Origin of the sequence: uncultured Shewanella sp. (assembly GCF_947495455.1) — a bacterium.
GTDB lineage: Bacteria > Pseudomonadota > Gammaproteobacteria > Enterobacterales > Shewanellaceae > Shewanella.
This window is the reverse complement of the sequence record NZ_CANLZC010000126.1, coordinates 1-14741: the sequence shown is the minus strand read 5'-3', so window position 1 is coordinate 14741 and position 14741 is coordinate 1. Positions and strand designations below refer to the sequence as shown.

Annotated in this window: 14 protein-coding genes; 5 read left to right on the top strand and 9 right to left on the bottom strand. The window is 40.6% G+C overall.

Annotated elements, in window-relative coordinates:
• Positions 1-268: 268 nt before the first annotated feature.
• Complete coding sequence (locus tag Q0791_RS22070) at positions 269-1021, top strand: ion channel protein Tsx (RefSeq protein WP_299011288.1); 753 nt, start codon at positions 269-271, stop codon at positions 1019-1021.
• Positions 1022-1104: 83 nt separating this feature from the next.
• Here Q0791_RS22070 and udp read toward each other — a convergent pair whose 3' ends face one another.
• On the bottom strand, positions 1105-1863 hold the full coding sequence (gene udp, locus Q0791_RS22065; RefSeq protein WP_299011286.1) for a uridine phosphorylase: 759 nt from the start codon (positions 1861-1863) through the stop codon (positions 1105-1107).
• A gap of 322 nt (positions 1864-2185) precedes the next feature.
• Positions 2186-3079: a radical SAM protein gene (locus Q0791_RS22060; protein ID WP_299011284.1), complete on the bottom strand. Its 894-nt coding sequence runs from the start codon at positions 3077-3079 to the stop codon at positions 2186-2188.
• 103 nt (positions 3080-3182) lie between these two features.
• Here Q0791_RS22060 and Q0791_RS22055 point away from each other — a divergent pair, with 103 nt between their 5' ends.
• The gene (locus tag Q0791_RS22055; RefSeq protein WP_299011282.1) at positions 3183-4196 is read left to right on the top strand and encodes a Gfo/Idh/MocA family oxidoreductase; all 1014 of its coding nucleotides are present in this window, start codon (positions 3183-3185) and stop codon (positions 4194-4196) included.
• 5 nt (positions 4197-4201) lie between these two features.
• Here Q0791_RS22055 and Q0791_RS22050 read toward each other — a convergent pair whose 3' ends face one another.
• The 3 genes from Q0791_RS22050 to Q0791_RS22040 all read right to left on the bottom strand — a co-directional run bounded on the left by Q0791_RS22050 (position 4202) and on the right by Q0791_RS22040 (position 7453).
• Complete coding sequence (locus tag Q0791_RS22050) at positions 4202-4657, bottom strand: GNAT family N-acetyltransferase (RefSeq protein WP_299011280.1); 456 nt, start codon at positions 4655-4657, stop codon at positions 4202-4204.
• Between the two features lie 106 nt (positions 4658-4763).
• The gene (locus Q0791_RS22045; RefSeq protein WP_299011278.1) at positions 4764-6335 is read right to left on the bottom strand and encodes a DHA2 family efflux MFS transporter permease subunit; all 1572 of its coding nucleotides are present in this window, start codon (positions 6333-6335) and stop codon (positions 4764-4766) included.
• Positions 6336-6352: 17 nt separating this feature from the next.
• Positions 6353-7453, bottom strand: coding sequence for an HlyD family secretion protein (locus Q0791_RS22040; RefSeq protein ID WP_299011276.1), 1101 nt, complete (start codon positions 7451-7453; stop codon positions 6353-6355).
• Between the two features lie 94 nt (positions 7454-7547).
• Here Q0791_RS22040 and Q0791_RS22035 point away from each other — a divergent pair, with 94 nt between their 5' ends.
• Positions 7548-8498 carry a LysR family transcriptional regulator gene (locus Q0791_RS22035; RefSeq protein ID WP_299011274.1) on the top strand — a complete coding sequence of 317 codons (951 nt, stop codon included), beginning with the start codon at positions 7548-7550 and terminating at the stop codon, positions 8496-8498.
• A gap of 72 nt (positions 8499-8570) precedes the next feature.
• The gene (locus tag Q0791_RS22030; protein ID WP_299011272.1) at positions 8571-9302 is read left to right on the top strand and encodes a YebC/PmpR family DNA-binding transcriptional regulator; all 732 of its coding nucleotides are present in this window, start codon (positions 8571-8573) and stop codon (positions 9300-9302) included.
• Positions 9303-9419: 117 nt separating this feature from the next.
• Here the strand turns inward: Q0791_RS22030 and Q0791_RS22025 are convergent, their stop codons facing one another.
• The 4 genes from Q0791_RS22025 to Q0791_RS22010 all read right to left on the bottom strand — a co-directional run bounded on the left by Q0791_RS22025 (position 9420) and on the right by Q0791_RS22010 (position 14394).
• Positions 9420-10049, bottom strand: coding sequence for a hypothetical protein (locus tag Q0791_RS22025; RefSeq protein ID WP_299011270.1), 630 nt, complete (start codon positions 10047-10049; stop codon positions 9420-9422).
• 120 nt (positions 10050-10169) lie between these two features.
• On the bottom strand, positions 10170-10802 hold the full coding sequence (locus tag Q0791_RS22020; protein ID WP_299011268.1) for a hypothetical protein: 633 nt from the start codon (positions 10800-10802) through the stop codon (positions 10170-10172).
• A 61-nt stretch (positions 10803-10863) separates the two neighbouring features.
• Positions 10864-11526, bottom strand: coding sequence for a hypothetical protein (locus tag Q0791_RS22015; protein WP_299011267.1), 663 nt, complete (start codon positions 11524-11526; stop codon positions 10864-10866).
• A 249-nt stretch (positions 11527-11775) separates the two neighbouring features.
• Positions 11776-14394 (bottom strand): hypothetical protein, encoded by a 2619-nt coding sequence (locus Q0791_RS22010; protein WP_299011265.1) that lies wholly within the window; start codon positions 14392-14394, stop codon positions 11776-11778.
• Positions 14395-14523: 129 nt separating this feature from the next.
• Between Q0791_RS22010 and Q0791_RS22005 the strand changes: the two genes are divergently transcribed.
• Positions 14524-14741: hypothetical protein (locus Q0791_RS22005; protein ID WP_299011263.1), on the top strand; the 218-nt coding region annotated here is incomplete at its 3' end.

Here is a 14741-nt window from a genome sequence, read left to right as displayed (position 1 = left end):
CAGCATAAATGCGCCTTGAATTGAAAAGCCTGAGAAGCTCTGAATTGATCATCTATATAATGGAATTGGTATAAGTACAAATTCAACAAGAAACACATTCTTAAAACATTAACACATCATCTATGTCTCAATTTGTATAAAAAAAACAACAAAATCTTTGATATCTGCCGCGCATCATCCTATATTCCATCTCCATTATTTACCATCAGCACTGATGGGCATGACATGACGTTCTGCAGTAACACACTGCTTATAAAAAGGGTTTGATATGAAAAATAAATGGCTTTGCTTAGCCTTGTTAGCCTCACCAACGGTGACAGCTGATGACTTTATTAAATGGTGGGATATCAGTGCCACTGGCCTTTATGGAAAAAACTACGATCTTGCCACATCAGAAGAACAAGCAACCCTCACTATCGAGACGGCTGGAGAATGGAAATATGGTGACTGGTTTACCTTTCAAGACTTTACCTATTTCACTGGCGTACCCAGTAACATCAATAGCACCAACTATGGAGAAATCTCTCCTCGTTTTAGCGCAGGTAAAATTTTTGAACAAGATCTCAGTGTAGGCGCGATAAGCGATTTTTCCCTTGCATTAACCCTTGAAGAAGGTGACGGCCCGGTAAACAGCTTTCTTTATGGTATCGGCATGGATTTCAAACTGCCCTACTTTACCTATTTCAACTTAAATAGCTATCGCAGACAGGCATTAAACAGTGACAATTACAGTGATGGTTGGCAGCTCACACCCGTTTTTAGAATGGATTTTCCTGTAGGTGATTCCGCAATTGTTTTTGATGGCTTTATTGATTGGGTTTTTCAAACAGATAATGATGGCTATGAGAAGAACTTTCATTTTAACCCTCAACTTAAATATGATTTAGGTCGTGTCTTGTTCGCCAGCCAGCCTAAAAACAAATTCCTAGTAGGGATCGAATATGATTATTGGAAAAACAAATATGGCGTTAAAGGGATCACTCAAAATACTTACTCTGTGATCGCTAAATACCACTTTTAATTTGAAGTATCACGGGTATCAAAAACAAAAAGGCACTGTGACTCCTTGAGTGTCAGTGCCATAATCGAATTATCTAAAAAAGATTATTTCAATAGTTTTCTGGCGGCATCTACAACGATAGAAATGGCATTAGATTCTGTCTTTTTCATTACAGCTTCGTCTGGAATTTCTTGTTGAGTACGATTCACAATGACACCCGCCACACAGGCAGCACGCCAGCCTTGTGATGCACACATAGTAAATAAGGTCGCTGATTCCATTTCATAGTTAAGTACACCTAACTCTTGCCACTCTTGCATTGAGCCCACAAAATGACGTCTGACTCGACCCGATACCGTATCATAACGCTCTTGGCCTGGGTAAAAAGTATCTGAAGATGCTGTAATACCAATATGAGGCTCTAAACCTGCTTCACGTGTTGCAGCAACCATGGCAGTCGTACACTCAAAGTTTGCAACCGCAGGGTATTCCATTGGCGCGAAATGCGAGCTGGCACCGTCTAAGCGTACTGATGCTTGCGTGACAATGACATCGCCCACGTTAACATGAGGCTGAATGGCCCCAGTGGTGCCGATACGTAAAAAAGTATTCACGCCTAATTGCGCCAGTTCTTCAACCGCAATAGAAGTAGAAGGGCCACCGATCCCCGTTGAGCAAATAACAACGGCTAGGCCATCAATATAAGCAAGATAGCTAGTATATTCTCGATGACTCGCTAAAAATGTGGCATCATCCATTAAGTCTGCTATGCGCTTAACTCTTTCTGGATCGCCCGGCACAATTGCTAAACTCGCGCCATTAAGCATATCTTTGGTTAAGCCTAAATGAAATACATCAGCCATTGTGAAACCCTCTTTCATTATTGTTATAAACACGATATTGCTTTGACTCTAATCCAACTTCAAAGCAAAAAACATCGAATATATCACATTACTCGACTAAAAATGAAAAGTAAATGTAATAAAAAAACAACACAAATGTGTTAAAAAAACAGACTCAAGCGAGTTTCAAATAATAATCAAAGAGTAAAGTAAGGTTTTACGGTAAGGCTCTTGATTATTGGTGATGAATAAACGCCTTTTATAAATAAAGCTTCATTTAATGGCAAAGCTGTCTACCTATTTTATACCAATAAGGCAACCAATATAACTTAGCTAAACTTACCTATAAGCCACGTTGCCATTCTTGGCGTAACTCAATGGTTTCCGGCTGAAATAACGCAGCATTAATTTGCTCAATAAAAGCTGGCTTATCTTTTCCTAATACCCCTTTAAGGACTAAGTAATTGGATGCATGATCAGAGCGGAAAATAGTGTTCTTCAACTCAAGGTGCTCCACTAGCGTCAACATTTCCTCAAATAACCCTTTTTGATCAGGCAATTGAAATCCGCCATCAAAGCTATCATCCATACGTTGCTTTCCAAGAGGGAAAGAGACAACTAAGGTTGATAAGTAATCTGGCTGAGCTGCATTCATCAATTTTGCCGAACCTATTGCATGCTGTTTTGATAACCTAACGCCACCTAAGCCATTTAAAATCATCACCGAAGATTTCATTCCAGCCGCCTTCATTTTATTTAACGCAGCTAAAGAAGTGTCAAAAGTCTCTCCCTTATCAACCAAGCTTAGTACCTCATCATCTCCACTTTCACACCCCACATACAGAAGCGATAAACCCAATGCCTTTAAACGGGTTAATTCTTCCACGGTTTTATTATTGATATTACGAGGTAAACAATAACTACTGATCCGAGTGACTTGGGGTAAATGCTTTTTGATCAATAAACAAATGGCTTCTAAGCGCTTAAAAGGTAAGGTCATGGCATCGCCATCAGCGAGAAATATACGCCGAAATCCTTGGCCACTTTTAGCCGCAGTAATAATATCTTGCTCAATATTATCTATTTTTTGCGCACGAAATTTTTTCTGCGGCGCAGTATACATGTCACAGAAACGGCACTGATTCCAACTGCAACCATTGGTCACTTGAAGAATAAGTGATCGCCACTCAGAGGGTGGCCGAAAGACAGGTTCGATATAATTTAGCAACTCGATCATTCCCTTATTAAAATACCAGTTTAATCCACCTAAAACTTAACGCTTTTGGTCAAGATTATCTATAGTTTCTGAGGGAGCTTTGCTGAATCAAAAAGGCAACACAGTGACGAACACGCATTTTGGTATTATTGGAACTGGGCAAATAGCCAATGTCATCGCAAATGCTATCCAACAAGCGAGTAATGCTGAATTAGTCGCTGTTTCCAGCCGTCGTCTAAACACAGCAAAAGCCTTTGTGGCTCAATTCGATGGTGTGACGCCTGTTGAAGGCATTGCTCCACTCCTAGCCAACCCTATTATTAACATACTTTATATCGCCACCCCTACAGTCACAAAAGAAGCCTTTGCTTTAGCGGGAATAAGAGCTGGCAAGCACATTTTAATCGACAAGCCACTTATCAATTATGCGTCCTTGAAAAAAATGCTTGATCTTGCAAAGCAACACCAAGTGCTACTCATGGATGCTAGCCATTTTGTTCACCACCCGCGCACGCAATATATCATTGAGCACTTAGATACACTGGTTGGAAAACCTCAATCACTACACACCTCCTTTTACTCTCCAATTGACGACGCAAATAATATTCGCTTTAATACAACAGCAGAACCTATGGGCGCTATGGGAGATATGGCTTGGTACTCTTTACGTGCCATTGTGGAATACTTACAACCTCAAGGGACAATCGATCAACTGACAACCAAAGCCAGCTATGATAGCCATACAGGCGCGATATCTCGCGCATCTGGCTTTATCAGTTTCACTAGTGGCGAAACATCTACTTTTGATGTTGGTTATACATGTGGCTCTTGCGCTATGGACTTCCATTTACTCGGTGCTAATGGCATGATCACTATGAATGATTTTGCTTTAGATTGGCATAATAGCTTTGCTTTTCATTCAGCAACAAAGGCAAAGTTTACCCACAGAGTAGGCTTAGCCACTCCCGATGATTTTAATATTATTACTCAAGACTCAAAAAAGCCTGCACAGACGCTCATGGTTGAATATCTGTCAAACTGCATTCAAATAAAGTCTTTCGCCAGCATACTTAAACATCAGGATCATACGTTACAAACCCAAAGATATCTCGATGCGATATGGCAAACAATAAAATAACACCGTTATGTTGAGGCTAACAACATATCCACATGAGGAATATCATCTTCGAGGTAAACATTTGATACTGTTTTAAAACCTAAGCTTTCATAAAAACCTGTCAAGTAAGCTTGCGCTCCGACTTGAATATTATGTTCAGGCCAAGTTTGAGCCGCAATCTCAATGGCTTGTTTCATCAATTGAGCCGCCTTTCCACCTCCACGAGCCTCTTGTTTAACCAGCACTCTACCAATGGAACTGTCGGAATAACTCACACCCGGCGCTAAAATACGAGCATATGCCACTATTTTGCCATCATCATTCAATCCCATTAAATGACGTGAATCCGCTAATCTATCTTTATCATCCAGCTCGGGATAAGGGCAATTTTGTTCCACCACAAAGACATCGACTCTCAGCTTTAATAACTCGTATAACTCATCAAGTGTTAACTGTGAAAACGTCACATTTTTCCACTGCACGATTCAATCCTCTATCAATAACAACATGCCCACACTTTAACATGAATGAAAGATAAAAATGAATTTTTACTCAACTGTATAAGTTAATTATTCAAATAATAACCGCTCAATTGGCCTTTCTCATGCTCAGTACTAATACCACGGCACAAAGCACTATTCCCGTCAAAATAAAAAACATATCGTTATAGGCTTGAATGCTGGCTTGCTGCTGCATCGTTAACAACAGAAGTCTTTGGGATTGATCAAATGCCGTGACTTCATTAGAACCCGCTGCTTGTAACATAAGTGTTGTTTGCTGTAAATAATTTGCCGCTTGCACGCTCACCGCTGGCACAGTTTCTTTAATTAAGGATAAATGCATGCGGGTTAAATTATCAATCAAGGTTGCCACTAAGGCAATGCCAAAGGCACCGCCTAAATTACGAATAACATTCAATAAGCTTGAAGCTGAGTCATTTTCTTCTACCTTTAGATACTGAGTTGCCAGCACACTTAAAGGCACTATCATAAAGGGCTGACTCACGGCACGAATGAGCATAGATATGATCATTTGATCTCCAGAGAAGTCGGCACTCATATGACTGTTCGCATAAAAGCTCAATGCAAACATCACAAAACCAAACCCCACTAAATAGCGACTATCGATTTTTTCCATGAGCTTTGGCATTAAAGGGAGTAAAAGTAATTGAGGAAACCCCATCCACATTAACACCTTACCTATCTCGAGTGGGTTATATTGCTGCACTTGAGCCAAATACATAGGTACCATATAAATGGTCGCAAATAAGGCTAAGCCCAAAATAAAATAAATCAGTGATGATAAAAAGAAATCACGCTTGGCTAATAAGCGTAAATTCACTAACGGCATAGGTTTCTTTAATTGCAAATACACAAACAGGCTAATATTAATGATTGCAATAATAGTAAGATGTCGAATAAGATCGGAATCGAACCAACCTTGACGGTTCCCCTCTTCCAACACCACTTCTAAACACCCCATGCCAATGGCCATAGTCACAATGCCACTAAAATCCCCTTTTTTGAATTCAGACCAAGCTCCCGGCCTTTTTGGCAAACCGTAAGCCAACATAGCAATGGCAATAAGGCCAGGAGGCACATTAATATAGAATAAATACGCCCAGTTAAATTGCTCGGTTAACCAGCCCCCCAATGTCGGGCCGATGGAAGGGGCAAAGGTCACTGTGACACCAAACAAGGCCATACCAACCGAACGTTTATTAATCGGTAAGTTATCTAAGATCAACCTAAAGGCCAAAGGAATGAGTGCGCCACCAAAAAAACCTTGCATGGCACGAAAAGCGATCATGGCATTGAGATCCCAAGAAAGCGAACATAAAATAGAGGCCAGAATAAACAGTCCAACATTTAATATGCCATAACGGCGAACATCAAACACCTTGCTTAACCATCCAGATAAGGGAATGGCAATCATTTCAGCCACTAAATACGAAGTTGAAACCCATGATCCTTCTTCAACCGTGGCCCCTAACCCTCCTTGAATGGCTTTTAATGATGAATTAGTAATTTGAATGTCTAATATCGCCATGAAAGCGCCAATTAACCCCCCCATGATGGCTATCCATGCTCGCTTGCTCCCTTTATCATAAGCATGAGAGTGACTGACAGTCTTATCCTGTGCCAACAACGGCTTTAGCATTAATGACGCCATAAGGATTAATTGGCTACCTTAGCGATCACAGAATCATCATTTACGGCTTGTTGAGTATTCACCTTCACCACCGCGCTTAAACCTGGCACTACTTTGTCATTCAACTCATTTAAAGCTAAACGAATTTTCACCGGAATGCGTTGCACGATTTTGGTGAAATTTCCAGTGGCATTTTCGGCGGGCAATAAGCTAAATTGAGAGCCGGAAGCCGGTGACAAACTGTCAATGCTTCCCATAAAGGTTTTATCAGGAAAAGCATCAAGATGAACCTGTACCGATTGACCTGGAAGCATGCGTTGAATTTGGGTTTCTTTAAAATTTGCCGTGATCCATACGGCGCCATCTGGCACTAAACTGTAGAGAGATTGGCCCGGCAGCACAAATTGCCCGGCTAATGCTCCCCGTTTACCTATGATCCCTGAAAATGGCGCTCTAATTTGGGTATCTTTTAATTTGATTTGATCTAACTCTAATGCCGCATTAGCTTGTTGTAAATTGGCCTCAGCTTCTTGCTTTTGCGCTTGATACACAGTCAGCTCACGCTGTTTGGCAACCAAGGCGGCCTTTGCCTCGGCTAAATGGGCCTTAGCCGATAAAGATGCCGCACGCATTTGATCAACATTATCTTGAGAACTGTAACTTTTTGCTTTTAACTGTACCTCACGCTCTAATTGTTGTTTGGCACGCACATTTTCAGCCTTTGCCGCCCTTACAGACGCTTGCGCTTGAGTGATCAAGGCTTGCTGTAAATTTACCTTAGCGGCTAAAGTCGATAAGCCTGCTACCGCAGAATCAACACTGGCCTGACTCTTGTTGACTTTAGCGCGATATTGATCGTCTTCTAATTGGGCTAACAATTGCCCTTTTTCAACATGCTGATTATCGCTGACAAAAATTTGAGTAATATAACCCGGCACTTGGGTACTGATGTGAGAAATATCGGTTTCCACATAAGCATTATCTGTCTCTTCAATGAAACGCACTTGCATCCACCAATAATAGCCACTGATCAGCAAGGCAAGAATGAGACAAGCGCCAATCAAATAAGAGCGGATCTTGGCTTTAGAATTTAATGTAGAATGAGAGGGTGTCTGGGACTGCGACATAGGGAACTCCTTTAATCATGGAGCTAAGTGTACTACTGTATTTAAAAGTTTATTAGATAGATAAAAATCAACCCACTGTTTCTCAGGTGTAACAATGATAGATCTCAATCGTATTCAGATGTTTGCCCAAGTCGTTGAACAGGGCAGTTTTACCAAAGCAGCCAAAACATTAGGCTTAACCAAAGCCACCGTTAGCCGCAAAGTGGCAGAGCTTGAGTCTGACGTCGGCGCACAATTATTATATCGAACCACTCGCGCCTTAAAACTCACTGAAACAGGCTCACGTTACTTTAATCGTATTCAGCATATTTTACTGGACTTACACGCAGCAGAAACCCAACTCAGTGCTAATCAAGACGTGATCAAAGGTCAATTATCTATCGTCTGTCCCATTGAGCTGGGTCAATTATTTTTAGCCGCGCCACTGAGTCGATTTCTTAATGCCTATCCAGAGATGAAGGTTAACGTTGAGCTCACCAATCGACAGGTGGATCCTATTGCCGAAGGCGTCGATATTTTATTTCACCTTTCCAAAAGTCACCTGTCACAACTCACCACTTATGCCCTAGTCAATACCACTAAACGACTCATGGCCAGCCCATCTTACCTTGCCAAAAGAGGCTGTCCGATGACCCCGCAAGACTTAAATCAACATCAAGCCATTCATTTACAATCCCCGCAAACAGAAATCGGCTGGACATTATTTGATGGAACACAATGGATCACTCCCAAACCTCAATCACAACTCACAGTCAATAGTATTGCCCTAGCACGAGAAGCCGCCATTGAGGGCTTAGGCATTGCCAGCTTAGTGGATATTATTGCCGAGCAAGCCTTAAAGGATCAGCTACTAGTACCTGTGTTAGATGATTTTCCTATGCATCAAGCACAAGTGGTACTCAGTCACCCCCAAGGGACCTATTTGCCCAAAAAATACCGCGCCTTCATTGAACATTTATACCAAAGCTTTAGCGAGCGTTGGGGAGAGAGCCTGTTAGAAGTGCCGGACTATGTCACTGTGAGCAAGCTAACAGACAAAATTTAAGGGCTGTCGCTGCACAAAATCCTCTAAAACTGCTAGTATTGCCCTAATTTTGCATTAATGAGATTGCATCGAATGGGCAGAGCTTACCAAAACCGAAAAGAATCCATGGCCAAGACCGCGGGTCAAAAAACACGACTGTATTCCCGCTATGGCAAAGAAATTTATGTTTGCGCTAAAAATGGCGGCACCGATCCCGATGGCAACCTTGCCTTGCGTCGCCTCATTGATAAAGCAAAGAAAGATCAAGTTCCCGCTCATGTTATCGAACGAGGTATAGAAAAAGCCATGGGCGGTGTCGGTGAAGATTATGAAACCGCCCGCTACGAAGGCTTTGGCCCCGGCGGCTGCATGGTGATCGTCGATTGCCTTACCGACAATATGAAACGTACCTTTACCGAAGTGCGCCAAGCCTTTGTGAAAAACGATGCCAAAATTGGCAGTCCCGGTACTGTGGGGCATATGTTTGATCATCAAGCCGTGTTTGTCTTTAAAAATGAAGGTGAAGATGAAGAAGCGGTGCTTGAAACACTTATGATGGCCGATGTGGATGTCAGCGACATTGAAGTCGACAATGGCATGATCACTGTCTATGCGCCTCATACTGAGTTCTTTAAAGCCAAAACCGCCCTCACAGACAACACGCCGAATCTGCATTTTGAGGTAGAAGAAATCACTTTCGTGCCACAAAATCACACTGAGATCAGTGGTGAAGATGTGGCCCAATTTGAGAAGTTTCTCGCCGCCCTAGAAGATTGTGATGATGTGCAAAATGTCTATCACAATGCGGAAATAGCCGACAGCTAATGTTTGAATTGCCACCTAGACTTTCAACATAGTCGAATCACTAAAAAGGCGCTCTAGGTCAAACCCTATGAGTGCCTTTTTTTAATCACACCTTAAAATTAATGCAATATTTAAAGATTAGTATTTTTCTAAAACACTTAACGTCAAATGAACATTATCGATAGACATAGGGTGAAATTCTTTCGATTTAGTTGCATTCACTTTATTGTATTGATGAGTAATTTTAACTTGTAACTGCTTACACTTTCCTTTAGTTATTTGCTCTTTATATACAACAATTTTACTACTTTTATTTTCATTAATCTTACTGGTATTGTTACTCTCATAACCATTCAGGTATTTTTTATATTGTACACTATCTTCATCTATTGCAATATTACTACAAGAGAGTGTTACTGTTGCATCAAAAAAATGATACTTTTTTCCAGGCACAGTATATTCAACGACTTTTTCTCTTACTGTATCAACATTAATCACTTTAACTTTACGTATAGTTCCTTGCTTCAGCCCCACCTTACCTGCAATTATTCCAGCAAGGTTAAAATAAAGTCTTTGTCCATGATCACCATTTACATTAAATGTCGCTATCAATTCATGCTTAACAGGGTTTTTTCCTGTCGTCTTATGAACAAAATCCTCTTTTGTTAATGTATATTGCTTTCCACCTACCACAATTTGAGTATGTGCCATCACCTGAAAACTCAACACACTGCTTATTAATATTAATAAGCCCATCATCCCTTTCATATAATATCCTATTTAAAATACTAATAGCTGATTCTGTTAATAGTTAATAGTTAATAGTTAATACTGTTAATACTGTTAATATTGCTCATCTAAAATAATATTCGTTAAAAATGCTCTATGTTAATTCTCATTCACTTGAGCATCAGCGACTTCTAGGATACTGATTTGGGCTTGAACATCATTAATATGATTTAAGGCTTCGGCGCCGATTTTGACTTGTAAGTTTTTACACGTCTTTATTGCCAAAGGCTTAGTGTTCATTGCAAGTGATAAGTCTCGATTTAAATCATCCATAGTGCCATTGATATAGGCATTATCATGGGCAAATTGCCAATCGATAACCTCATCATCACAGCTGGCTAATAAACTCACCTCAAACTGAAAATGAGAAGTAATGAGTGGCTCATCTAATATACGATACTCTTCGCACGTCATAGTGCTTTCATCATAATACTCGCCTATGGTCTCTAAGTCCCAGCGCATACACACTTGCGAGTCAATTTGTGTCACTGTCTCAGTGCCTTGCCCCTTAACATTGGCACTAATATCAAATGCCAGCGGTATATTGCTATGACCAATCACAGTCAAGTTCGCGATATAATCTTGGCCTTGCGCCACAAAATCAGCTTGGGTTAAACTCACAGGCTCAGCCCCTACCACAACATCTTTAGCCAATACGTTTGCAGACATCATCATTGGCATCATAGCCAGAGCAGCTAGTGAAGAGGTTAGCGAAGAAGTTAATCTTTTCAAAATACAATCCTTATAAAAATACACTATAACAAAACGTAAAAATCATTTTATTCGATACTGTTTAAGACTTTGCTAATACACTCAAGGTTAAATCAATATTATCAATTGACATAGGGTACTGCCCCAAAGAGGTACGTTGATAATGTTGGTTATATACATGCTTAATTTTAACTTGTAACTGCTTACACTTTCCTTTAGTGACTTTTTTCTGATTAATCACTACTTTCTCTTTTCGATTTTTATGGAGTTTTTTCGTATCGTTACTTTCGGCTTTACTTAGATATTTTTTATTATTAAAGCTATCTTTTCCAATCGCTATCTTGCTACATGATAACTCAACATTTGATCTGAAATATTGATATTGTTTAGGTGGATTCTTTCCAAAAAGATAATGAATCTCTCCCGATGCATCTGAAGCGCCTTTAGGTACTGGATCTTTTTCAACCCCTGCTTTACCTGCAACGGTTCCGCCTAAATTAAAATACAGTTTTTGACCACTATCCCCATTTAAATCAAAATTGGCAATATATTCATATACGATAGGGCTAACTCCTCCAACTACGCCTTCCGCTTTTCTATAAACAAAATCTTTTTTAGTTAAATGATATTGCTTACCATCTACTGCAATTTGATGAACGGGTTTTGCAATAGCCTGCGCACTGAAAATCAACGCGGTGACGATAAAAAGTTTATTCATTTTTTTCATTATATTGATTAAAAACATTAAAAGCACCTGAGGCTGATTTATTAATAACACTTGCTATCTATAACACACGTTAGCAATAACACTCGTTATCTATAACACACGTTAGCAATAACACTCGTCATCGATAAGCATCGCCTCAGGTTTAGATTAAAAGATAGATTGCGATAACGCTGATCCATATAAAGCTAAATTAAATAAGGCTAAGCCAAATAAGCTTAAGCTAAATAAAGCTTAAGCTAAATAAAGCTTAGCCTGATCCAATCAAACCTAAAAACCAATTACTTTTGAAAAGACTTCAGTTATTTCACCGGAATCTTTATTGATTTGATAAATCTTTCTTATTTTATTATCAAAAATAAAATCTAAATAGAGATCACTCTCTCCTTTAATTAATTCTCTTATTTTAGGCTCCATACTACGAACAATAGGCTGACTACAGCCACTCATGCCATAATCATCTATTGGAGAACAACTTTTAGGTAATCCATCATTCGTTGATGGAAACATTACTTTATGTAAACGTTGTTCACTCAACGTTAGATACTCATCAATATCTTCATTTCTTAAAGCTGACATATCACCAATGATATTATCAGAAAAAATGATTTGATGATTATACAATTTCTCATCGAAAATACTTGAGGTAAAACCATTAACAACCTGAATACTTGAATTACTCAATTCAGCATCAGTTCCTATCTTTAAAGACAAATATTTTTTATGACTTGTCCAATCTTTCTCTGTTTCAATATTAATCCCATTGGGTATTAAATCTGATATTAATTTCATCAAATCTTGATTAGACGTCTCCTTTACAGACCAATATAAAGAAAATTCTGATAAATTAAGATCTTCATCATAATCTTGATAAGAAAACCATAATCCCCCCTTTGCATAATCGCCATATCCTAAACCATCATAACCAAAATCAGGTTCATCTCCTTTACTCACTTCGTAATCATATGTTTCTTGATTATTTTGCGCTTCTGCTGACACCCAATTCAGCAATGCTGGCGCCGTGGATACCGCTAAATCAGGACTCATCACTGCCACCTTCTGTGGCACATCACAAGTGGCTTGTACAGTCAGTTTATCCTCTCCACGCAATGCTTGAATATCAATTTTATTAGCTTGCCAATCGGCCTTATTGACTATGGCCATGCCATAGGCATAACGCACTGACTGAGTGGGCTTCACATACAAAGACTGCTCAGACTGCTCACCCGCCTGCAAAGTCCAATTGTCCGCTTGGCTTAACTGAGATGCAAAGCGCATCTTGTCATGCTCAACCGAGGTATTCATGCTCGCTTCATCCAGCAATAGCTGTGTAGGTTGCGCTTGAATCGCACTTAACACGGCACCACAATCGCTGGCGAGATACTCACCATCAAGTGGCGTTTGCGTGGCAAACATAATCTCCAGCGTATCGGCTGACTCGCCAGCACTGCCAGAGCCATTGTCATCTGAGCCGTCATCATCTGTATCGCTGATAGCACTCAAATTATTGAGCAACAGCTGAGACGCTACCTCTTGCACTTGGCCGTCATCATTCAACACATAGGTTTTTTGCATTTTATCTGCAAAGATCACTTGCATGTACAAGACCTGCTCACCAGATAAGTACTGAGTGAGCAGCGGTAACCAGCTCCTTAATGTTTGGTGACGGCACCCTTTTGAGGTCAATAAATCTTGGCCTTGGCAAGCAAGCGCTGCCCCATTGTCATTCAAAGGCTGTGCACGATCGGCAAGAATATTATATTGCTTCACATGCTGAGCGATCAGGCTATCTCGTTTTACTTGGGTTAAATCGTCAACCTTTAAGGCGCTCAATAAAGCATCTGTGCCCGTAAACACACCCACTGGCTCATCATCATGACTATTGCCACAATCACCACTCAAAGCGAGCCAATAACTGGGATCCGTAAACTGATCATTGCTGCTGACACGTAATTGCACTCCATCACAACTTTGCCATGATGGTAGCGCACTCACCTTGATGGCATCAGGAAACTCAGGCTTGACTAAGGCCAAAAGCGCTTTTTTATCAATCTGTTCCACTTGCCATTGCAAGCCAAAATGACTGCTAACATAGTTAGGCGTGATTGATTTTTCATGGCTTAGACTCACGCCTGCTTTTACATGCTCGCCAAAGCCGAGGCCATCTTTACCGTATTGTCCCTGCAGAATGGGCTGAACGGTTTGTGCCAGCGCCCTTTGGTTGACCTTGGCCGCATTATTCTGCCATTGCGCCATGCTATCAGGCACAGCCACATTAAAATCGGCATTTAATACTGTCACACCTTGGGGCACACTGCATCGGCCAGTCCACTGCACTTGCTCAGGATCGATAGTCTGACTCTCGGCCTTGTTTTGATGAGCCTTGTTTTGATGAGCATTATTTTTATTAACCTTGTTTTGATGAGCATTGCTTTGCCAAAGCTCACTGTCCACTTGCGCGATACCATAACGGTATGCTGTTACCTCATTGGGTTGCCAATAAACATTGGTCTCCTGCGTCGACAATAATTGGGGTTTAGCCAGATCAGGCAAGTCCATCTTGTGGGACTTAGCCCAGTTGATTTGAGCGAGTAATGTGTCATCGATGCCAGCACGGGCTTTATGACTGGCCAGCTTCTGCCAGAGACCAGCACAGTCCTGCTGTAATGGGCCGCTTCCACCGCTGGCATCGCTGCCACTTGAACCTGTCGATGTCGCCACATAAGGGCTCATCACTAACACTTGAATTTGTTTAGCTTGTGAAATGGGAGCCGTCTCAGAAGTCGCCGCTTTTGTCGTATTATCACTTGAACCACCACAGGCACTTAGCATGCCCGCCACTATCGCAATGCCGATTTGGCGATATTGGCACCATTTTTTATATTTCATAATCATCCATTGATAAAAACCTATCCTCACACTACAACTCAATACTTTGAATTATGATGAAAATGGTATTACCCTCATTTAAGTATAAATTTCATTAATATTATCAATGGTTTTTGTAGTATTAAAAATATGACCTTAATCGTAAGCGATCTCGCATTAGTCAATGCTAATTTAAAGAAAGGGCCAATCAATAGAGCAGTCATAGCAGGCTGTGAACTGCGTAAAAAAGAAATCAATGCCTATGGATGTAAATCAAGGGGAAACGACAATGGCAAAAGGCAAAAGGCAAAAGGCAAAAGGCAAAAGGCAAAAGGCAAAAGGCAAAAGGCAAAAGGCAAAAGGCAAAA